Here is a 23401-nt window from a genome sequence, read left to right as displayed (position 1 = left end):
CACTCACACCAGGGAGTTGATCATGTCCGGGCGAAAGCCTGCCCAGTGATGTTCACCTGCGACCACAACCGGTGCTTGTCGATAGCCCAGAGATTCGACCAGCTTGAAAGCGTCGTCATCCAGTGTCAGATCGACAACCTGGAAGCTCAGACCTTTGGCTGACAAGGCGCGCGTGGTGGCTGTGCATTGCACACAGGCAGGCTTGGAATATACGGTGATGCTCATTGCTCTTCGTCCCCGAAGTGTGACGGACGGAAGGCCATGCGGAGCCATCGCTGAGGATTCAGCACCAGCAACTCCAGAGCCCTCCGCCCTTGGTTTCATCGTTGTGCCTGGCAGGTCTCCTGACTCGTGACTCCAGCGCGCAAACCCTCCTTCCCGATGCGAACATCAGTGGTTCAATAGGTTGTTGCTTGTCACTTACAGTTGCGGGGGCAGTGCCGGAATTTCACCGGTTTCCCTCTTAGCCTGCGACAAGTGTCGCAGGAACCAGAACCACACTATGTTGGGGTACGAGGCCATCAATTGTCAACATGTAGTTGTTGAAAATTCTGGCAGTGATGGGGTTACTTCATGCAAGCAGGCTCAGGCGAGTCTTTGTTTCTCTTCTTTTGTGAAGCGCAGGTGTCCGGTTTTGACCCAGATACGGGCGCCGCTGGCACCGGCTGTGGCCTGAAAATCGGCATGCAGAGGGATGCGTAACCATGAAAGTTTATCGACCGTTTCTCCCTCTTGAGTGAAGCTGCCGTCGAGTACCAGCAGCTCGGCTCCACCATTGGTGTCCAGCGTGACGGTCGCACCTGCCTCCCATTGCTCCAGACGTACCGTCTCTCGGCTGTCTTCAAACAAGGTATGTAGCTGCACACCGGAGCGTACAGGATCATTGTTCAGCTCCACGGTGTTCATGTCAGCAACTACGTGCTGTCGGTCATCCAGATCGAACTGCCAGAGTTTCACGAAGATAATGCAGCCATCGTCTGAACGTGGTGTATGGCTGGATTGTGGTGGGTTGCGGATATAGGAGCCTGCCGGATAATCTCCATGCTCATCCTGAAAGATGCCTTCGAGCACGACAAACTCCTCACCGCCTGTATGAACATGCGATGAAAAATGGCTGTTGGGTGCATAACTCACCACGGTGGTGGCACGGGCAACTTCGTTGCCGACTCGATCCAGCACTCTTCTGCGTACGCCTTTCATCGGTGAATCCTGCCACTCGATATCGGGTGTGTGCAGGAGAGATCGTTGTGAGAAGTCTGCGTTGATTTCCATATGGGGTGATTCTCGTTGTTAGCGGTTTATCGAATACAAAGAGTTGTCGAAATAGATGAAAGTCTACGTACTTGATAGTTGTAGCTGGTAAGTACAGCATGTATTTACCTATCAGATGGTAGATAGATTAGCATGAATATTTCTACTCGCAGAAAAGTGAGTCAATGAAAGGCGGCAACACTGTTTTGTGTGACAAGTCATGTTTCCAGTTGGATATCTGCACTATTTACAGGGTCAATGAGCAGTTGTTGCAGCAGGCGAATAGTCCTCTCAGGTTCTCCCATACTTAGTTCTCGTCCAGATCGGACCAAACAGCAAACGAGGTATCGAGTATGAATTGGGATCAAGTAGAAGGTAACTGGAAGCAATTCAAAGGCGGTGTTCAATCCAAATGGGGTGAGATCACTAACGATGAGCTTGACCAGATTGATGGCAATCGTGAGCAGCTCGAGGGCAAGATCCAAGAGCGCTATGGCAAGACCAAGGAAGAGGCCCGCGAGGAAGTCGACAAGATGCTGGCTGAAACCAAGGAGTAATATCCTTGCGCTGGCTTTGAGTGTTTATAGCCTGCGTATGCTCCGCACTACCTGGTTTAAAGTGTGAATGAAAGAGCTAGTTGAAGTGTGAGTGACAGAGGCCGGCTCGGGAACGAGTCGGCCTTTTTTCGTCTGGTACTGACTATCCAATTATCGTGTCGTGTTGTGCCTGGTTATTCAATCACCGTGATATCAACGCAGCGGTTCATTGAACGGCCTTTACTGGATTCATTTGAATTTTTTGGACGATCCTCTCCATAAACCACGACTTCAAGACGGGATTGAGCTATCCCTCTGGCTCTCAAATAGTTTATGACCACTTCAGCTCTGCTTTGCGAGAGTGCAATATTGGATTCCAGGGTGCCTGAATTATCCGTATGCGCTGATATCATAAAGCGATGCGAAGGCGTGGCTCTCATCCCGTTTATGATGTTATCCAGAATGGTTCTTGAAGACTGCTCCAACTCATCTGATCCGGTACGAAATGCAATACTGGATAGCAGGCCTGAAATCAGGGCGCAGCCACTGTCATTGACGGGAGCTGAGGGTTCGGAATTCTGACAATAATCCAGATCATCCGGAACTGAATCACCGTCGGTATCTTGCAGTGTTGTACTTGTTGCGGATGCGAGTACGGGGGCGGCTTCCGCTTCGGACATAGGTGCCGGTGTCGATACAGGTAATACGATCGCCTCAGTAACTTCAGGTTGGGGCATCTGCTGAATCACCTGGCTGATGGGTGCAGGTCTTGTCTTGCCAAAACGATAGAGCAGACTGATTTGCCCGTATCGTACGTCTTCATCGAAGCTGTAAAATTCCAATCGTGCTGCAAGATTTCCAGCGCCGGAATACTCCAGCCCCGCACCATAGAGAATATGCGTTGAATTGACTTGTTCAAAATCTATATCGCCGCTTGAGCTGTTCTTTAAAGAGCCGAAGCCAATCCGGGCAAAGGCATTGAGCCCTTGGCGGTTGAATCGGTGACGATTCTTGCCCATGTAGAGCAATGCGCTGGCACCAAACTGCTGGTAGTCAATCTCGGCACCATTGGTGAATCCGGCTGCGCCAAGTTGCGTGAAATGCATTTCCGCAGAAACCCACTTATTGATATCCATGCCGACCAGTAACTGAGCTCCCACACTACTGCTGTCATCGGACTCGGTATTGAATAAATTCCGGGTATCGGGTTTCAGACTGCTCAGGCCTAATCCTGCCCCTGCATAGAAGCGTGAGTTGAATTCGATACCCGGTTGCTTATCCAGATTCCCTGAGTCTGCATAAACAGACTGGCTTGTCGTCTGCGCCACAATGAGCACTGTCAACGTTGTTAAAGTGAGCAGAGGTGCTGCCAGACGACGTTGACGCTTGAACAAAAAGGCAAAGAAAATCAATAATAGAAAGACAGGATCCCTCGTTGTTGAAGGGCCGGATGCAGAGCAGCCATTGCCTTGCAGTCCGGTTCGGGCTACACCGGCAGGTTGAGCTTCCTGGAAGTCGGGAATACCGTTGTTGTCTCGGTCAGGAATCTGTGAATTGATATGTTGATCGGCAAAGCCATCGCCATCAATGTCCGGATCACGGCTATCGATAATGCCGTCTCCATCAGTATCCAGAGCACCGGAAACAAAGTCGATGTCGGCCGAGTCGTCAATGCCATCACCATCGGCATCATTACCACCGGTCATGTCCACATCAACTGAATCCGGAATTCCATCTCCATCCTGATCTGCCATGCTGTCGATAACGCCATCGCCATTCAAGTCGATTCCACCCGCTTCAACAAGGTCAAGTATTCCATCGCCGTCAGAGTCGATATCCAGATAGTCGGGCAGGCCGTCAGCATCGATATCAGAGGCAACGACAGGAACAGACTCGACCGTATCATCCAGACCATTGCCATTCTGATCGATGAATGTATCAATAGCCCCATTGAAATCATCATCGGCAAAGAGTCCCTGGGTCTCTATCAGATCGCTGATGCTGTCGTTGTCACTGTCTCTATCCAGATAGTCCGGAATCCGGTCACCATCAGAATCCTGAGTCTCAATGCTTTCCTGATCGTTGAAAAGGCCGGCCAGAAAATCATTGTTTAGAGCTACGGTCTGGGCTTCATACTCATCCGTCAAGCCATCGTTGTCGCTATCCAGATCGTGCATGTTGAGAATGCCATCACCGTCTGTATCACGAGGTGATGCAGGATTCTGGCCTGCCTCGACTGTGTCCGATATCCCGTCGTTGTCGGAATCCAGATCCAGAAAGTTCAGATCGCCATCCCCATCTGTATCCACGTTGCCTTCAATACTATCTGGTACCTGATCGTTGTCGCTATCAGTATCCAGGTAGTCTGGAGTGCCATCCTGGTCACTATCGACGTTGGCGGTTTCTACGAAGTCTGTGACCCCGTCTCCATCCGAGTCTGCATCGCAGTTTGCAGAGAATGTGGACGGAATACAGGCGTCGTTATTTGCCGGATCGTCCTGGTCCATAACGCCGTCGCCATCAGCATCAGCATTGGATGCTTCGCTATAGTCAAGTATTCCATCAGCGTCAGTGTCGTCGTCAAGTAGCGTACCGTTTGCGTTGGTATCCTCAAACAGAGTTAGCACGCCATCGTTGTCATCGTCTTCATCCAGCCAGTCCGGCGATGCATCCTGTTCACGGTTGGGTAACGGTGAATTCGAACCAGTTGAATTGTCCACGTCTGTAGCGGTGTCATAGTTGTCGTTTAAACCATCCGAATCTGCATCGGCGTTATCAGGCGCCGGCAGAATATCTGCAATCCCATCCCCATCGCTATCAAAACCTTCTACCGCATCAGGTACGCTGTCATTGTCGCTATCGGTATCCAGATAGTCGGGCGTATCATCGGCATCGGTATTGGGCATGTCGACTGGTACACCACCGTTGTCCAGATCGTAAGCATCGTCAAGTCCATCCTGATCAAGATCGCTGTTCAATGGCGGGGTATAGCTGTTCGTTGATTGGGCTTCTACATTATCGACAATGCCGTCATTGTCTGAATCGATATCCAGAAAGTCAGGAATTTCATCATCATCGGAATTCAGCGGTTCATCGCCACTACCTTGCTCGTCAACATCAGGAATTCCATCTCCATCAGTATCGCTATCGAGATGATCGGCAATGCCGTCGCTGTCCATGTCGGTAGAACAGGCAATGTCACTGCTGGATGGTATGCATGCATTGCTGTTATCCGCATCGTTCTGATCTGTCGTTCCATCAGCATCGCTATCCTCAGTTGAAGACTCCTGATAGTCAGGTATGCCATCTCCATCGGTATCGTCTGTTTCAGACTCGACACTATCAGGCGTACCATCAAAGTCGGAGTCAATGGTGCAGTTGTTGCCGAATGTCGAAGGATTACACGCATCATTGTTGCTTGCATCGTTCTGATCATTGATGCCATCACCATCTGCATCATCGGTTGATGACTCCTCATAATCGTTGATGCTGTCGCCGTCAGTGTCTGTTATTGAGCCTTCCTGGCTATCAGGAACGCCATCATCGTCAGAGTCAGTCGTACAGTTGATTCCGAAGACAGAAGGCAGGCAACTATCAGCATCATTGGAGTCGGATTGATCAACTGACCCATCGCCATCGGTATCTTCAATTGAAGACTCTTCGAAATCCAGGTTGCCATCACCGTCTGTGTCAGTCGTTGCACCTTCTTCATTATCAGAAATACCATCACCATCAGTGTCGGCTATGCAGCCAGTACCAAAGGTTGAAGGTAGGCACACATCGGCGTCAGCTGGATCGAACTGATCGTTGATACCATCACCATCGGCATCGGCTGCTGATGATTCGGCAAAGTCAGGCTTGCCATCGGCATCGCTATCATCATCCAGCAAACTGCCATTACCATTGGTGTCTTCATCAATAGTCAGAACACCATCGTTGTCGTCATCCGAGTCACGCCAGTTATCACTATCCTGGCCATCGCTATTCGATAATGGCGCGTTGGATCCGAGGGCATTATTGAGGGCAGGTGAGGCGACAGTATCGTAATTGTCGTTGAGACCATCGTTATCACTGTCAGCGTTGTTGGCTGCCGGTAATACATCGGCAATACCATCCCCGTTATCATCAAAAGCTTCGACGGAGTCCGGTACGCCATCATTGTCGCTGTCGGTATCCAGATAGTCGGGTGCATCCAGTGAGTCTGTATTACTCAGAGCCGGGGCGACACCACCATTGTCGGTGTCGTAGGCATCATCAAGCCCATCACCATCTGAATCGATATTCAGCGGTTCTCTGTACTCAACCGCTGCCTGACCTTCGATATTATCAACAATGCCATCGTTATCTGAATCGATATCCAGATAATCAGGAATCGTGTCTGCGTCTGAATCCAGAGCGCCGTCAGAGCCACTGGATTCAATCAGATCACTGATACCATCGCCGTCACTGTCAGCATCCAGATAATCCAGTATGCCGTCACCATCGGTATCGTTGATAGTGCCTTCTACGCTGTCTGGAATACCATCAGCATCAGCATCAGCATCAGCATCAGCATCAGCATCAGCATCAGCATCAGCATCAGCATCAATAAGACAGGAATCATCGAAAGGCGTCGGCAGGCAGATATCGTTATTGGCGATATCGTTCTGATCGGTGGCGCCATCGCCATCTGCGTCAGCTATAGAAGACTCATTGAAATCCTTGATGCCATCGCCATCGGTGTCAGCATTTTCAGTCTCGATGCTATCAGGCGTGCCGTCTCCATCGCTGTCTGTTGTGCAGCCTGTACCGAATACGGAAGGTAGGCAGGCATCAGTGTCGTTGGAGTCAGACTGATTGTCGGTTCCGTCACCATCGAGATCTATAGTGGAGGATTCTTCATAGTCCTTGATACCATCGCCGTCAGTATCAACCGTTTCGCCTTCCACACTATCGGCAGTGCCATCATCATCGGAGTCTGTCGTGCAGTTGTTGCCAAAGACGGAAGGTACACAGGCGTTGTTGTTGCCAGCGTCTTCCTGATCGTTGACGCCATCTCCATCAATATCGTCTATAGAAGATTCTGCATAGTCCTTGATGCCGTCGCCATCGGTGTCAGAAGCGGCGCCCTCTTCACTATCAGGAGTACCGTCACCATCGGTATCACTGCTACAGCCAATACCAAAGGCTGTCGGCAAGCACACATTGGCGTCTGCCAGATCGTTCTGGTCGGTGATGCCATCGCCATCAGCATCGGCTGTTGATGATTCGATATAGTCAGGTTTGCCATCCGCATCGCTATCGTCATCCAACAAATTCCCGTTGCTGTTAGCATCTTCATTGACGGTCAGAACACCATCATTGTCGTCATCGGAGTCACGCCAGTCATCGTTATCCTGACCTTCCCTATTTGTCAGGACGGCGTTGGAGCCGAGGGCATTGCCCTGAGCAGGTGAAACGATGGTGTCATAGTTGTCGTTAAGACCATCGTTGTCGCTGTCAGCATTGGCGGCGGCCGGAAGCACATCCGCAATGCCGTCACCGTTAGCATCAAACGCTTCGATGGAGTCGAGCACGCCATCATTGTCGCTGTCGGTATCCAGATAGTCGGGTGCGTCCAGAGAATCGCTATTGTTCAGAGCCGGGGCAACACCACCGTTGTCGGTGTCATAAGCATCATCAAGCCCATCACTATCTGAATCGCTATTCAGCGGTTCTCTGTAATCAGCGGCAGTCTGGGCTTCCAGATTATCAACGATGCCATCGTTGTCCGAATCGATATCCAGATAATCGGGAATCGTGTCAGCGTCTGAATCCAGAGTGCCGTGAGAGCCATTGGATTCAATCAGGTCACTGATACCATCGCCATCACTGTCAGCATCCAGGTAATCCAGTATGCCGTCACCATCGGTATCATTGATGGTGCCCTCTACGCTGTCTGGAATGCCATCAGCATCACCGTCGGTGCTACAGGAGTTGTCTGTCGGCGTCGGCAGGCAGATATCATTGTTGGCGACATCGTTCTGATCGGTAATGCCATCGCCGTCCGCATCGGCAGTGGATGATTCAAGGAAGTCCTTGATGCCATCGTCATCGGTGTCAGCGGTATCGCCTTCCTGGCTATCAGGAGTGCCGTCACTATCCGTATCAGTGGTGCAACCTGTACCGAAAGCTGTCGGTAGGCAAGCATCGGAATCATTCACATCAGATTGATCGACGACGCCATCTCCATCGGTATCCGCAATGGATGATTCTGCATGGTCCTTGATGCCATCGCCGTCAGTGTCAGCGGTTTCACCTTCCTGGCTATCAGGGATTCCGTCACCGTCGGAGTCCGTTGCGCAGCCATTAGCATAAACGGATGGCAGGCAAGCATCTGCGTCGTTGGAGTCTGCCTGGTCAACGGTTCCATCAGTATCGGCATCGTTGCTTGAAGACTCTTCGTAGTCAAATTTTCCATCGCCGTCAGTATCAGCGCTGTCAGTCTCGATGCTATCGGGCGTGCCGTCAGCATCAGTGTCCGTTGTACAGCCAATGCCAAAGCTTGTTGGCAGGCAGACGTCAGCGTCAGCGATATCGTTCTGATCGGTGATGCCATCGCCATCAGCATCGGTTGTTGATGATTCGATGTAGTCGGGTTTGCCATCCGCATCGCTATCATCATCCAGCAAGTTTCCATTGCTGTTGGAATCCTCGTTAATGGTCAGAACACCATCATTGTCGTCATCTGCATCACGCCAGTCATCGCTATCCTGACCTTCACGATTCGATAACACGGCGTTGGAGCCGAGGGCATTGCCCTGAGCAGGTGAGACGACGGTGTCATAGTTGTCGTTAAGGCCGTCATTATCGCTGTCGACATTGGTGGCGGCTGGTAGCACATCTGCAATGCCATCACCGTTAGCATCAAACGCTTCGATAGAGTCGAGCACACCATCATTGTCGCTGTCGGTATCCAGATAGTCGGGTGCATCCAGAGAATCGCTATTGTTCAGAGCCGGGGCAACACCACCGTTGTCGGTGTCATAAGCATCATCAAGCCCATCGCTATCTGAATCGCTATTCAGCGGTTCTCTGTAATCAGCCGCAGTCTGGGCTTCCAGATTATCAACAATGCCATCGTTGTCCGAATCGATATCCAGATAATCGGGAATCGTGTCAGCGTCTGAATCCAGAGTGCCGTGAGAACCATTGGATTCAATCAGGTCACTGATACCATCGCCATCACTGTCAGCATCCAGATAATCCAGTATGCCGTCACCATCGGTATCGTTGATGGTGCCTTCTACGCTATCTGGAATACCATCAGCATCAGCATCAGCATCAGCATCAGCATCAGCATCAGCATCAATAAGACAAGAATCATCGAAAGGCGTCGGCAGACAGATATCGTTATTGGCGATATCGTTCTGATCGATGGTGCCATCAGCATCGGCATCGGCTGTAGAAGATTCATTGAAGTCCTTGATACCATCGCCATCGGTGTCAGCTATTTCACCTTCCTGGCTATCAGGAGTGCCGTCACCGTCCGTATCGGTGGTGCAGCCTGTACCGAAATCTGTTGGCAGGCAAGCATCTGAATTATTCACATCAGATTGATCGACTACGCCATCGCCATCGGCATCCGCTATGGATGATTCTGTATGGTCCTTGATACCATCGCCATCGGTGTCAGCATTTTCAGTCTCGATGCTATCAGGGGTTCCGTCACCGTCAGAGTCGGTTGCACAGCCATTGCCAAAGACGGAAGGCAGGCAGGCATCAGCATCATTGGCGTCTGCTTGATCCGTGATGCCATCATTATCGGCATCTGCAATAGAGGACTCCTGGTAATTCAGCTTTCCATCATTGTCAGTGTCGGTGGTTTCACCTTCCTGGCTATCAGAGGCTCCGTCACCGTCGGAGTCAGTTGTACAGCCAATGCCAAAGCTTGTTGGTAGGCACACATCGGCGTCAGCGACATCGTTCTGATCGGTGATGCCATCGCCATCGGCATCGGCTGTTGATGATTCGATGTAATCTGGTTTGCCATCCGCATCACTATCATCATCCAGCAGATTTCCATTGCTGTTGGAATCCTCGTTAATGGTCAGAACACCATCATTGTCGTCATCTGTATCACGCCAGTCATCGCTATCCTGACCTTCCCGATTCGACAAGACGGCGTTGGAGCCCAAGGCATTGCCCAGAGCAGGTGAGACGACGGTGTCGTAGTTGTCGTTAAGACCATCGTTATCATTGTCAGCGTTGGCGGTGGCCGGTAATACATCGGCAATGCCGTCACCATTGGCATCAAAAGCTTCGATGGAGTCGAGCACACCATCATTATCGCTATCAGTATCCAGATAATCGGGTTGGTCGAGTGTGTCCGTATTGGGCAGAGCCGGGGCAACGCCACCACTGTCTGTGTCATAGGCATCATCAAGCCCATCACTATCTGAATCGCTATTCAGCGGCTCTCTGTAATCAGCCGCAGACTGGGCTTCAAGATTATCGACAATGCCATCGTTATCCGAATCGATATCCAGATAATCGGGAATCGTGTCAGCGTCTGAATCCAGAGTGCCGTGAGAGCCATTGGATTCAATCAGGTCACTGATACCATCGCCATCACTGTCAGCATCCAGGTAATCCAGTATGCCGTCACCATCGGTATCGTTGATAGTGCCTTCGACGCTGTCTGGAATGCCATCGGCATCACCGTCGGTACTGCAGGAGTTGTCTGTTGGCGTCGGCAGGCAGATATCATTGTTGGCGACATCGTTCTGATCGGTAATGCCATCACCGTCCGCATCGGCGGTGGATGATTCAAGGAAGTCCTTGATGCCATCGCCATCGGTGTCAGCGGTTTCAGTCTCAATGCTATCAGGGGTTCCGTCACCGTCAGAGTCGGTTGCACAGCCATTGCCAAAGACGGAAGGCAGGCAGGCATCAGCATCATTGGCGTCTGCTTGATCCGTGATGCCATCATTATCGGCATCTGCAATAGAGGACTCCTGGTAATCCAGCTTGCCATCATTGTCAGTGTCAGCGGTATCGCCTTCCTGACTATCGGCAGTACCGTCACCATCCGTATCAGTTGTGCAGCCCGTACCGAAAGCTGTTGGCAGACAAGCATCGGAATCATTCACATCAGATTGATCGACTACGCCATCGCCGTCAGTATCTGTAACGGATGATTCTGCATGGTCCTTGATGCCGTCGCCGTCAGTGTCAATCGTTTCACCTTCCTGGCTATCAGGAGTACCGTCACCATCCGTATCAGTTGTGCAGCCCGTACCGAAAGCTGTTGGCAGACAAGCATCGGAATCATTCACATCAGATTGATCGACTACGCCATCGCCATCGGCATCCGCTATGGATGATTCTGTATGGTCCTTGATACCATCGCCGTCAGTGTCAGCGGTTTCAGTCTCGATGCTATCGGGCGTGCCGTCTGCATCAGTGTCAGTTGTACAGCCAACCCCAAAACTTGTTGGCAGGCACACATCAGCGTCAGCGACATCGTTCTGGTCAGTGATGCCATCGCCATCGGCATCGGCTGTTGATGATTCGATGTAGTCGGGTTTGCCATCCGCATCGCTATCATCATCCAGCAAGTTTCCATTGCTGTTGGAATCCTCGTTAATGGTCAGAACACCATCATTGTCGTCATCTGCATCACGCCAATCATCGCTATCCTGACCTTCCCGATTCGACAAGACGGCGTTGGAGCCCAAGGCATTGCCCAGAGCAGGTGAGACGACGGTGTCGTAGTTGTCGTTAAGACCATCGTTATCATTGTCAGCGTTGGCGGTGGCCGGTAATACATCGGCAATGCCGTCACCATTTGCATCAAAAGCTTCGATGGAGTCGAGCACACCATCATTATCGCTATCAGTATCCAGATAATCGGGTTGATCGAGTGTGTCCGTATTGTGCAGAGCCGGGGCAACACCACCACTGTCGGTGTCATAAGCATCATCAAGCCCATCACTATCTGAATCGCTATTCAGCGGTTCTCTGTAATCAGCCGCAGTCTGGGCCTCCAGATTATCAACGATGCCATCGTTGTCCGAATCGATATCCAGATGATCGGGTACCGAGTCAGCATCGGTATCCAGAAGGCCGTGTGAACCGTTGGCTTCAACCAGATCGCGAATGCCATCGCCATCACTATCGGTATCCAGATAATCCAGTATACCGTCACCATCGGTATCACTAATGATGCCTTCGGCATCGTCTGAAATGCCATCGGCATCGGTATCGACACTGCAAGAGAGGTCTAAGGGTATGGGCAGGCAAATATCGTTATTGGCGATATCTGCCTGATCATTGATGCCATCATTATCAGAGTCTGTTGTAATCGACTCTGCATGATCCTTGATGCCATCGCCGTCAGTATCGGTGTTTTCACCCTCTATGCTATCGGCAATCCCGTCACCATCAGTGTCGGTTGTACAGCCGGTACCGAAGGTGGAAGGCAGGCAGGCATCAGCATCATTGGCATCTGTCTGATCAACGACGCCGTCACCATCGGCATCGGCAGTCGATGATTCCTGGTAATCCTTGTTGCCATCGCCGTCGGTGTCAGTGGTTTCGCCTTCCTCGCTGTCGGGTGTGCCGTCACCGTCGGTGTCGGTTGTGCAATTGGTGCCAAAGTCAGAAGGCAGGCAGGCGTCAGTATTGTTTGCATCGGATTGATCGACGATACCATCGCCATCGGTATCGCTGGTGGAGGACTCTTCGTAGTCCTTGTTGCCATCGCCATCCGTGTCAACGTTTTCACCTTCGACACTATCGGCCGTCCCATCACCATCGGTGTCGGTTGTGCAGCCAGTGCCAAATGTTGAAGGCAGGCAGACATCCGCATCATTGGAATCGGATTGATCATTCGTACCGTCACTATCGGCGTCGGCGGTGGAGGATTCCTGGTAGTCAAACTTACCATCGCCGTCGCTATCAGTCGTTTCACCTTCCAGGCTATCGGCAGTTCCATCACTATCGGTGTCGGTTGTGCAACCATTGCCAAAGGTGGAAGGCAGGCAGGCATCAGCATCATTGATGTCTGATTGATCGACAGTTCCGTCACCATCGGCATCGGCGGTAGAGGATTCCTGATAGTCCTTTTTGCCATCGTTGTCAGTATCAGCCGTTTCACCTTCCTGGCTGTCAGGCGTTCCGTCGTTGTCCGTGTCGACTGTGCAGTTGTTACCAAAGACTGAAGGGATGCAGGCGTTGTTGTTGGCAGCGTCAGACTGATCGTTGACGCCGTCTCCATCTGAATCGGTGGTGGAGGATTCAGCAGGGTCATTAATGCCATCACCATCCGTGTCAACGTTTTCACCTTCTTCGCTATCAGCGGTGCCATCACCGTCAGTATCGGTTGTGCAGCTGTTGCCAAAGACTGAAGGGATGCAGGCGTTGTTGTTGGCTGAGTCATCCTGATTGTTGATGCCGTCTCCATCAGAATCAACCGTGGATGATTCTGCATAGTCCTTGATGCCATCTCCATCCGTATCGGCAGTCGCACCTTCTGTACTATCCGGTGTGCCGTCGCCGTCTGTATCCGTCGTGCAGCCGGTTCCGAAAGTGGTCGGTGCGCAGACATCCGCATCATTGGAATCGGATTGATCAACCACGCCATCGCCATCCGCATCGGTGGTTGATGATTCCAGGTAATCCGGCTTACCATCGGCATCAGTGTCATCATCTTGTGGACTGCCATTACCATTGGCATCCTCGGTGGCAGTCAGCGATCCATCGTTATCATCATCGTTGTCACGCCAGTTGCTGGCATCGGTGCCATCGCTATTGGGTAACGGTGCGCTAGCCCCCGTTGCATTGCCAGCTGCGGGCGAGATGATGGTGTCATAGTTGTCGTTCAGTCCATCGACATCCGCATCGGCATTGTCAGATGCGGGCAATGTGTCCGCCACGCCATCGCCGTTAGCGTCGTAGGCCTCTACCGCATCAGAGATTCCGTCGTCGTCACTATCGGTATCCAGAAAGTCTGCCAGACCTGTTGCATCAGAATTGGGCAGAGTGACCGGTGTGCCACCGTTATCGCTGTCATAGGCATCGTCCAGCCCGTCGGAATCTGTATCGGTGCCTAGTGGCGCCTGGTAGTCAGCGCTTGTTTGAGCTTCGATATTATCGACGATGCCATCGTTATCCGAGTCGATATCTTCGCTATTGCTGATAAGATCCGCATCGGTATCCGAGACACAGGCGGTACCAATTCGTAGTTGCAGGTCACCAAAGCTGACAACACCGGGTGTCAGATTGTCATTCTGTTCATTGAACAGATACACACGAATCTTGTAGGCAATCCCTGCCTGCAGAAAATAGGGACTGAAGGCCTGATCGCTACTGGAGCCCAGGCCGAGTAAAGGTGCCGAGAGCAAGCCGGTGTCAAAGAGCAGTGATGCAGAGACAAAATCGTCGATGGAAATTTCTGCGGCAAACTCGTAATCTGCTGCAGCCACACCGCCGAGCACTGTGGATATGATGCCCAGGCTGGAGCCATGCAGATAGGAATCCTGACCGAGTGTCAGGCCGACTTCGATGTAGTCATCGGAAGACTTGGCCGCGCTCAGGGTCAGTGAGGATGCACCCCCGAGCAGATACTCGGCTGCATTGGCCAATTTGGTAAGACCCGGTCCGACCGTCAGGTCAGCGGTGGCAGAGACAGAATCATCAATGCTGACATCAATCGTGGCATTACCCAGAACACCGACAACCACATCATGCAACCAGGACAGCTGGCCGGTGACCGTGCAGGACATCTCGTCCTCGTCAAGTATGCCGTCGTTGTCATCATCCAGATCATGATTGTTCTGAATGCCATCGCCATCAGTATCGATGTTGCAAGCGTCAGCATAGACAGAAGGCTTGCAGGCATCATCGTTATGCGCATCATCCTGGTCATTGATGGCATCACCATCCGCATCTGCGGTTGAAGATTCGTCCTGATTACTGACGCCATCACCATCATCGTCGGTGGTGGAGGATTCAGCATGGTCATTAATGCCATCACCATCGGTGTCAACGTTTTCACCTTCGAGGCTATCGGCCGTACCATCACCATCGGTGTCGGTTGTGCAGCCAGTGCCAAATGTTGAAGGCAGGCAAGCATCATTGTTACCAGAGTCATCCTGATCGTTAAGGCCATCTCCGTCAGCATCAGAGCTGGATGATTCCAGATAGTCCTTGATGCCATCGCCATCCGTGTCGGTAGTCGCACCTTCTGTACTGTCAGGTGTCCCATCCCCGTCTGTATCCGTGGTACAGCCGATTCCGAAGGTAGTCGGTGCGCAGACATCCGCATCATTGGAATCGGATTGATCAACCACGCCATCGCCATCCGCATCGGTGGTTGATGATTCCAGGTAATCCGGCTTACCATCGGCATCAGTGTCATCATCTTGTGGACTGCCATTCCCATTGGCATCCTCGGTGGCAGTCAGCGAGCCATCGTTATCATCGTCGTTGTCGCGCCAATTGCTGGCATCAGTGCCATCACTGTTGGGTAGCGGTGCGTTGGCACCGGTCGCATTGCCCGCTGCGGGTGAGACGATGGTGTCATAGTTGTCGTTCAGTCCATCGGTATCCGCATCGGCATTGTCAGACGCGGGCAATGTATCGGCCACGCCATCGCCGTTAGCGTCGTAGGCTTCGACCGCATCAGAGATTCCGTCGTCGTCACTATCGGTATCCAGAAAATCTGCCAGACCTGTTGCATCAGAATTGGGCAGAGTGACCGGTGTGCCACCGTTATCGCTGTCATAGGCATCGTCCAGCCCGTCAGAATCTGTATCGGTGCCTAGTGGCACCTGGTAGTCAGCGCTTGTTTGAGCTTCGATATTATCGACAATGCCATCGTTGTCCGAGTCGATATCTTCGCTATTGCTGATAAGATCCGCATCTGTATCCGAGATGCAGGCGGTACCGATTCGTAGTTGCAGGTCACCAAAGCTGGCAACGCCGGGTGTCAGATTATCGTTCTGCTCATTGAACAGATACACACGAATCTTGTAGGCAATGCCTGCCTGCAGGAAATAGGGACTGAACGCCTGTTCGCTACTAGAGCCCAGGCCGAGTAAAGGCGCTGACAGTAACTCTGTGTCAAAGAGAACTGATGCAGAGACAAAGTCGTCGATGGAAATTTCTGCTGCAAATTCATAATCTGCTGCAGCCACACCACCAAGCACTGTCGATATGATGCCCAGGCTGGAGCCATGCAGATAGGAATCCTGACCGAGTGTCAGGCCGACTTCGATGTAGTCATCGGACGACTTGGCCGCACTCAGGGTCAGTGAGGTCGCACCACCGAGTAGATACTCAGCGGCATTAACCAGTTTGGTAAGGCCCGGTCCGACCGTCAGGTCAGCGGTGGCAGAGACAGAATCATCGATGCTGACATCGATCGTGGCATTACCCAGAACACCGATAAGCACATCATGCAACCAGGACAGCTGGCCGGTGACCGTGCAGGACATCTCGTCCTCGTCAAGTATGCCGTCGTTGTCATCATCCAGATCATGATTGTTCTGAATGCCATCGCCATCAGTATCGATGTTGCAAGCGTCAGCATAGACAGAAGGCTTGCAGGCATCATCGTTATGCGCATCATCCTGGTCATTGATGGCATCACCATCCGCATCTGCGGTTGAAGATTCGTCCTGATTACTGACGCCATCACCATCATCGTCGGCGGTGGATGATTCAGCATGATCATTAATACCATCACCATCGGTGTCAACGTTTTCACCTTCGACACTATCAGCGGTGCCATCACCGTCAGTATCCGTTGTGCAGTTGTTGCCAAAGACTGAAGGGATGCAGGCGTTATTATTGGCTGCATCATTCTGATTGTTGACACCGTCACCATCGGAATCAACGGCGGATGATTCTGCATGATCCTTGATGCCATCGTCGTCCGTATCGGTAGTCGCACCTTCTGTACTGTCAGGTGTCCCATCCCCGTCTGTATCCGTGGTGCAGCCGATTCCGAAGGTAGTCGGTGCACAGACATCCGCATCATTGGAATCGGATTGATCAAACACACCGTCGCCATCCGCATCGGCGCTTGATGATTCCAGGTAATCTGGCTTGCCGTCAGCATCGGCGTCGTCATCCTGTGGGTTGCCGTTGCTGTTTGTATCTTCCGAGGCTGTCAATGATCCGTCATTGTCATCGTCGGTATCACGCCAATCGCTGGCATCGGTTCCATCGCTGTTGGGCAGAGGCGCGTTGGCGCCAGTTTCATTGCCAGTTGCAGGAAAGATTACGGTGTCGTAGTTGTCATTGAGTCCATCGGCGTCGGCATCAGCATTGCCCGGGGCCGCCAGTGTTTCTGCCACTCCGTCACCATTGACGTCATAGCCTTCTATCGCATCAGGAACACCATCGCCGTCGCTATCGGTATCCAGGTAATCAGGTGGGCCAGTAGCATCGGTATCAGGCAGGCTGACAGGTGTGCCACCGTTGTCGCTGTCATAGGCGTTATCGAGGCCGTCAAGGTCGGTATCAATACCCAATGGTGCAGCATAGCCAACACTTGTTTGGCCTTCGATATTATCAATAATTCCGTCGTTATCAGAGTCGATATCTTCGCTGTTGGCAATGAGGTCAGCATCTGAATCAGAGAGGCAAGCAGCGCCGATTTGCAGCTGAAGATCACCGAAGCTGACTAAATCAGGCAAGGTAATCGTGCCGACTAAAGGAATCTGGACGGATATGGAAACATCATTCTGAACGTTGAACAGATACACGCGAATCTTGTAGTCAACGTTTGCCTCTAGAGGAAACGGACTGAACGACTGGCTACTGGTAGAACCCAGTAAGTCGACCAAAGGACTTTCCAGAAAACCGTTGTCGAAGAGCCGTGATGAGGATACAAAGTTGTCGCTGGAAATCTTGGCTGCAAACTCATAATCACCTGCCGAAAGACCGCCTAGTAGTGTGGATGTGATGCTGATGCCAGAGCCGTAGAGGTAGGAGTCCTGGTTGAGTGTCAGTCCTACTTCGATGTAGTCATCATTAGTTATTGCAGCATCGAGTGTCAGTGAAGAGGCACCACTGAGTAGGTATTCTACAAGGTTGATTTGCCGGTCGAGGCCCGCTCCGATGGACAGATCAACGGTTGCCGAAATAGCGTCACCAATGGCTGCATCGATACCGACATTGCCCAGGAGGTTGCCAAGGGCATCGAAGAGCGTGTCATGTGTCCAGGACAGTTGCCCACTGGCGGTGCAGGCAATTTCATCTTCATCGAGGATACCGTCGTTGTCGTCATCCAGATCATAGTTGTTCTGAATGCCATCACCGTCGGAATCGACAGCTATCGCTATCGACGAGAAGTTTAGAAATACTGCAAAGATTACCAGTCGGCAGAGGGCCGCGAGCAATGGGTGCATTCTGTTTTTTTCCGTATTTTTCAACCTGGAAAAATAATAATTCTCCAGAGCTGTATTAATGTCTTGGTTTGTGACTTCTATTTCTTCTTCGAAAGAGAGCCCGGCGATAAATATCCCTTGTGCCGTTAGCAGAACAGCAACGCATATGCCTGTCGGAAAATTTACTAACCTATGAATTCCTGGACCAAGACTCGGTAGTTTGAGTGTATTTGCAGCAAATTCAGGCGTAATTGGCGCTATATATACGGATTGATCGAAGAAAAACACCGTTTTGTGGTGAGCAAAATCAGTAACCTGCTGGCAGTGTTATGTAACGCGTTTCGTTCTGTTCAAGCGCGCAGGGTCCTTGCAGCAACAGATTTGTACTGACGAAGAATTTGCGTTTCGTGCTCTTCTAAAGCACTGCGCGAGCAGAAGAGAAAGGCTCGGGAGAAGAGAAAGGAAAAAACTAGCAGAAGGGCTTATGAACGTATGAATAGCAAAATAGCTTTCGCTGCAGCTACGCCTTCATAAAAGGCTTTCTTCATCCGAGGTTGATATGTCTATATCTGTAGCGGTGCGGATAGCAGTGGCTTGGTCCAGATAGGACCATGTCGGAGAGTTACCTGGCAATGAGCCGTGGTTATGGGTGGTGATATCCAGATGCCTGACAGCATTCAGGCCTTCGATCTTGACATTCATGGACCAGCTATTGAAGAAGACCTTGCCGCGGTTGGTGCGAGTCAGCACACCTTTCTTTTGAGTATTACCGGTCTCGTTACCTGCAGATTTCTTTAAATATGACTTGTTTTTAAGCGCTACTTCCTTGTTGCCAATTTTTAGGCTTTTAGAACCGTTAGTCAGATCGGATGCTGCGCCGGTGTTCGGATAGGGCACAGGAATGCCCTTTGGGGTGGAGGTGATCTTGTCGGGTGGCGTAAAGCAGACATCGGGGAACGCACAGATTGATTTTCCGCCAGCTTTTTTGCAGACAATCTTTCGACCATTGACGTAAACGTTGCTGGCCATGCTGTGTTCTCCTAATTCATGCCAAGAACAATGGCAGCGCGTCTGCCATCGTCGTTGCTGAAGTGCGCGATCAGTTGGGGAAAGTCAGGGGGGTGAGTTCTGATTAGATCCAGTTGATAGCCAAGAATGATAAAGCCAAGGGCAGTACCTGTTTCACCAACACAGTCTGCTGGGTGAAGTATGTCGAACTCATCTCGCAAGACTCTCAGCGTTCTGGATAATGCCAGGGCGGCTTCCCTGAAGTAGTAGTGCTCGCCAGAAAGATCAGTGATCCGGTAAGCCATTTCCTGCATGGGCAGCTGTGCCTCTTCAAGTGCGGCCTTGATGGCCTGCGTCAAACCTTGTGCCTGAGTTGGTTTGCCGGATAGTATGGGCGCGGGTTCCACGGCAAATCCAATGCCATGAACGAGCATTGCCCCGCGATTACCTCTGGCGCGCTCGACCACAATTGCCGCAGCAGCTTCGCCAGGTAATATACCGTCTGAATGCTCACTAGTGAGTAATCTGTCGTTGTCTTCAAAATGCTGCAGCGTTGCTGTGCTTAGCAGAGAGTCTGCAGAGGCAATCAGTACATGTTTCACGCTCTGATTGTTGGCCAGCATTTGTCTTGCATTGAGTAACGCTACGGCGGCGGACACATGTCCATGCGCCAGTAATCGTGATTTGTCAGAGAAGCCCAATCCCAGCTCCTCCTGAATAGCCAGGAAAAAAGCAGCATCATCACTGATGGGGTAGTCCTGTCGGGAGCGTTCAGGAAGACACAGAATCAAAGGGGTGTGTTTGCAGTCGATGGCCGAGTTTGAAGCAAGGCATTCTGCCAGCGCCGCCGCCGCCATCTTGACCAGCCGGGTCTCACCGCTACAGGGTTCGTCCAGCTCGCAGGCGGCTGTTGTGATCGGTTCCCCTGCGTTATCCATGAACTGACTTTCACGGAAGTTGTCGATGGCACAGTGAATAGCGGCACAGCTGGAGGCAGCGTCATTGCCTACAGCGGTGACCATGCCTGAGCCGGTAATGGTGATGAGAGTATTCACAGCGTCTCATCCGTGGTGTTTCGGTTTTTGCCCGGTTCTGCCAGTGAAGAGATGTGCGGTTTGGCTATGCCTCTGGTTTGCGGAAATTTTCCAATAATGACCTCAGGAATTTCAAAGATGTTTGATTGTAAAAGTTGGGTGGCGCGCCACGTCATGCTGAAGCGGCTCTGGTCCGGTTCAATGACCAGTGTGTCAATCACAGCCTGTCTGTATTCACGGACCGATTTTTTCTTGAAGAAACAGACGGGCATCTCCAGGGTCGGAATACGAAAACGACATAAGCCCTCGGGCGTCAGGTTTACCAGAGTTACCTCCTCACCGCCCTGAAGGTAGTTTGTCTGCTGGTCGGCAGGTGCACTCTGGTAATAGCGATTGTCGAAGTCCGTCGGCAGGAAGGGGAATTGCTCATCAAGCCAGGTATCGTCATAAGTGCCGGCGTACTGGATTCTTGGTTGCCAAGCGCGCCCGACAGGTCCAAAAGACATGGGCTTGTAGACGCCATTAGGTTGCATGACGGGTTGGTCGGGCATCTCTGTAGAGGGGGCAGGCGTGCCATCAACCAGATTGTGAAGCACAGCCCGATGAAAGCCGATGCCGACAGGGTTGAGCATGAAGGCATCATGGAAGCGCTTGTCTTCATGCGCTTTGTCAGTGCCGCCAAAGGCCATGTCATAGCTGATCGTGGCCATCTGAAAAGTACGTGGCTGACTAGTCACAACGCACGTTGTATTACTCATCCAGTGACGTTCACCGATGACGTTGATAAATTTGTTGATCTGCCCGACTGACAGACCGGTTTGTACTCGTTCAGCAGGGTTGCCGTTGGGGGCATAGGCCGAGCCAATGAGGGTAACGTCGCAGCGTGGCTTTCCCAAGGCATAGTCCGCTTCATACAGAGGGGCTGAAGATTCAGGCTCAGCTGTGTGAATGTCTGCCTCTACCAGCGCAACTTGTTCGTCCAGTAGTTCAGGATGAGCATAGTATGAGGTGGGTATGGAAAACGTGGCCTTGATGACGACCACGACCGATTCTCGACCATCGGGAGCCAGGCCCAGGGTGTACGCTGCCAGAAAGGGTGTGTGGTTGAGTAGTCGCATGTCAGTCGGGTCCACCTGGCGTGAGGCCCGGTTGGCGCCACGTGGGCAAATGCGTATTGCAATACGGTGCGCCGGGATTAGTCAAAGCCATGATGTCAGCGGCGATAGTTCGCTGTCTCTGCTTGCCGATTCTGAGCATGAGTTGGTAGCTCTTGGATGTGCGCAGGTGCCCGCAGAGATATTGCTTGTCGTTGATAGGCTGTGCGGACAGGTTCTCCCACCAGTGGCTGATGCGGGGTGCATCCGGCCAGGGTAGGTTGTCATCCTCATCGAGTTTTACGCGCTTATCGTCAGGCTCGTCACTGAGCGCGTTGATCGCCGTTTCAGGTCCATCGGCAAGTTCCAGATCGTTGTTGATCAAGTCCACACCCGTGATCAACGTAATGGATTCCCCAGCCAACCGGCCAAGCATGGGAGAGTGACACTGATCGATCAACCATTCCATCGAGGTTGGCTCGCCCAGCAGGCCAAAGCCTCGAACCACATCTCGAGCACGCTCTGGACGATCGTTCAGGGTTCTGAGCAAGTCGCGACTTATGGCAGAAGAGGCACTCAACAGAAATAGCCTGGTAGCCAGAGGCGCAACGTGACTTGAGCCCAGAGCCAGTTGTTCGAGCATGAGTTGACCTTCCTTGTAGCGTCCCAGAAAGGTAAAGGCACGTGCGAGTTCAAACTGCTCGTCTGGCCCACCCGGGGTGGATACTGGCAAGGTTCGCAATATGTTCTTGTCGCCCAGGTTAGCTGCGGCCTGAAAGGCTGTGGCACGAACACGACTATCGCTGTGTCTGGTACATTGATACAAATGCTGACCTGGATTGCGCGCGTGAGCCACACAGGCCTGTAGGCCCAGAATCAACCACTCGGCTCTGTCGCTGTTCAGCAGTTGCAGAATGATACGTTGCGACTGATCATGATCGGCCCATGCCAGTGCCGTGCTCAGCTCGGCAAGTCCGCCCGGCTTTACGCAGTCAGTCTCTGCAAGTGTGAGAAAGCCTGATATATCGCCACGCTGAATCGCAAGCAGTGCCGAGACGAAAATGGCTCCCTCATCGTTGGCATCAGCCAGTTCCTGTACCTGTATCAAGGCGTTTTTGCCAGCAATGCGCAGACCGTTCATATTGGCATTGATTCGCTTTTCAATCCCTGTCAGATCCCCCAATGTATAGTGTGGTTGGTCAAGCGCCAGATGCCATTGCCACCAAAGTGCACAGGCATTCTCTGCATGCTGGTACACAACGGTCTCGATAATGTGCGGCATGAGGGCAGGTGCTGCCCTCAGTTTATCTGTACCGAACCGCCGCGGATGCGATTGGCTCCCGACGATTTACTTGAAACATAAGTTCCACGGATAATGATTTTGCCAGCACTGGTCATTGTGATGCTGGATTTTCCGCAGCGCAAGATAATCTGTTCGCGTGCCTGAAGGTCTATTGGACGTCCGTCCACGATGAGTTCGCTCTGCGCCGGGTGAATCGTGTCGTCCTCGATGGTGCTGAGCACTGGCGCTGTTGTGCAAGGCTCCTGCAAGATGCCGATGACAATGGGCAGAGTGATGTCACCGTTTTCGAACAGAAGGGCGACTTTCTTGCCGATGGCATCGGTAGGTATCAAGGTTGTTGACTTGGCCAGTACCGGTCGTGCTGTGTGATTTCCGGCATAGGTAACACTAGGTTGACCCATTTGATTGAGTGTTGCCAATACCCCGATCAGGACTCCGTGCACAGGGGCTGGTAAGGCTGAGTTCCGAGACTCATTTATATTGATCTTGTCGGAATGGACAGGTAGATCAATTTCTGCAATTTTTTGCATATTCAGAGTCCCCTTTCGTCATGGCTTTCATCATACCCAGTGATACGAGAAGAACTTCGTGATTGAACTTAATGCTTAACCCGGAGAGGGCATTTCTGTGTTGTGAATGGCCCTTCCAAATTTTTATTTTAGATTAAGCGATAAGTCATTATTTCATTATCTATTCGTCCTCGACTTTAGGCTAGGAATAGAGGGTTTCATACCTGTGTTATATCGCTGAGCAGTAATTGTCACAGATTGTGAATATTCACTTTTTTAGAAACCGCCCAGTTACATCCGCAAGCGAG

The 23401-nt window shown here is 51.7% G+C and carries 9 protein-coding genes and 1 riboswitch; of the genes, 1 reads left to right on the top strand and 8 read right to left on the bottom strand.

The genetic code is table 11. The features are described 5' to 3' along the window. Nucleotides 1-3 precede the first annotated feature (3 nt). Together nrdH and IMCC3135_RS33380 are read right to left on the bottom strand one after the other, a co-directional pair. Nucleotides 4-225: a glutaredoxin-like protein NrdH gene (gene nrdH, locus IMCC3135_RS33385; RefSeq protein WP_088921527.1), complete on the bottom strand. Its 222-nt coding sequence runs from the start codon at nt 223-225 to the stop codon at nt 4-6. Between the two features lie 92 nt (nt 226-317). Beyond that, nucleotides 318-509, bottom strand: a riboswitch (cobalamin riboswitch). A 76-nt stretch (nt 510-585) separates the two neighbouring features. Further along, nucleotides 586-1272: a cupin domain-containing protein gene (locus IMCC3135_RS33380; RefSeq protein ID WP_088921526.1), complete on the bottom strand. Its 687-nt coding sequence runs from the start codon at nt 1270-1272 to the stop codon at nt 586-588. Nucleotides 1273-1604: 332 nt separating this feature from the next. Between IMCC3135_RS33380 and IMCC3135_RS33375 the strand changes: the two genes are divergently transcribed. Then, complete coding sequence (locus tag IMCC3135_RS33375) at nt 1605-1808, top strand: CsbD family protein (RefSeq protein WP_088921525.1); 204 nt, start codon at nt 1605-1607, stop codon at nt 1806-1808. Between the two features lie 173 nt (nt 1809-1981). Here IMCC3135_RS33375 and IMCC3135_RS33370 read toward each other — a convergent pair whose 3' ends face one another. The 6 genes from IMCC3135_RS33370 to IMCC3135_RS33345 form a co-directional block, all read right to left on the bottom strand. Then, nucleotides 1982-18166: an OmpA family protein gene (locus tag IMCC3135_RS33370; protein WP_088921524.1), complete on the bottom strand. Its 16185-nt coding sequence runs from the start codon at nt 18164-18166 to the stop codon at nt 1982-1984. A 507-nt stretch (nt 18167-18673) separates the two neighbouring features. After that, nucleotides 18674-19174, bottom strand: a complete 501-nt coding sequence (locus tag IMCC3135_RS33365; RefSeq protein ID WP_088921523.1) for a DUF4150 domain-containing protein — start codon at nt 19172-19174, stop codon at nt 18674-18676. Nucleotides 19175-19185: 11 nt separating this feature from the next. Further along, the gene (locus IMCC3135_RS33360; RefSeq protein ID WP_088921522.1) at nt 19186-20208 is read right to left on the bottom strand and encodes a 3-oxoacyl-ACP synthase; all 1023 of its coding nucleotides are present in this window, start codon (nt 20206-20208) and stop codon (nt 19186-19188) included. After that, complete coding sequence (locus IMCC3135_RS33355) at nt 20205-21305, bottom strand: DUF2169 family type VI secretion system accessory protein (RefSeq protein ID WP_088921521.1); 1101 nt, start codon at nt 21303-21305, stop codon at nt 20205-20207. The genes IMCC3135_RS33360 and IMCC3135_RS33355 overlap by 4 nt, the downstream gene beginning before the upstream one ends. A gap of 1 nt (nt 21306) precedes the next feature. Then, complete coding sequence (locus IMCC3135_RS33350; protein ID WP_088921520.1) at nt 21307-22563, bottom strand: TIGR02270 family protein; 1257 nt, start codon at nt 22561-22563, stop codon at nt 21307-21309. 17 nt (nt 22564-22580) lie between these two features. Then, on the bottom strand, nt 22581-23114 hold the full coding sequence (locus IMCC3135_RS33345; RefSeq protein ID WP_205737833.1) for a DUF6484 domain-containing protein: 534 nt from the start codon (nt 23112-23114) through the stop codon (nt 22581-22583). Nucleotides 23115-23401 lie beyond the last annotated feature (287 nt).

It is taken from the genome of Granulosicoccus antarcticus IMCC3135 (assembly GCF_002215215.1).
Taxonomy (GTDB): domain Bacteria; phylum Pseudomonadota; class Gammaproteobacteria; order Granulosicoccales; family Granulosicoccaceae; genus Granulosicoccus; species Granulosicoccus antarcticus.
This window is presented reverse-complemented; position numbering and strand designations above follow the sequence as displayed.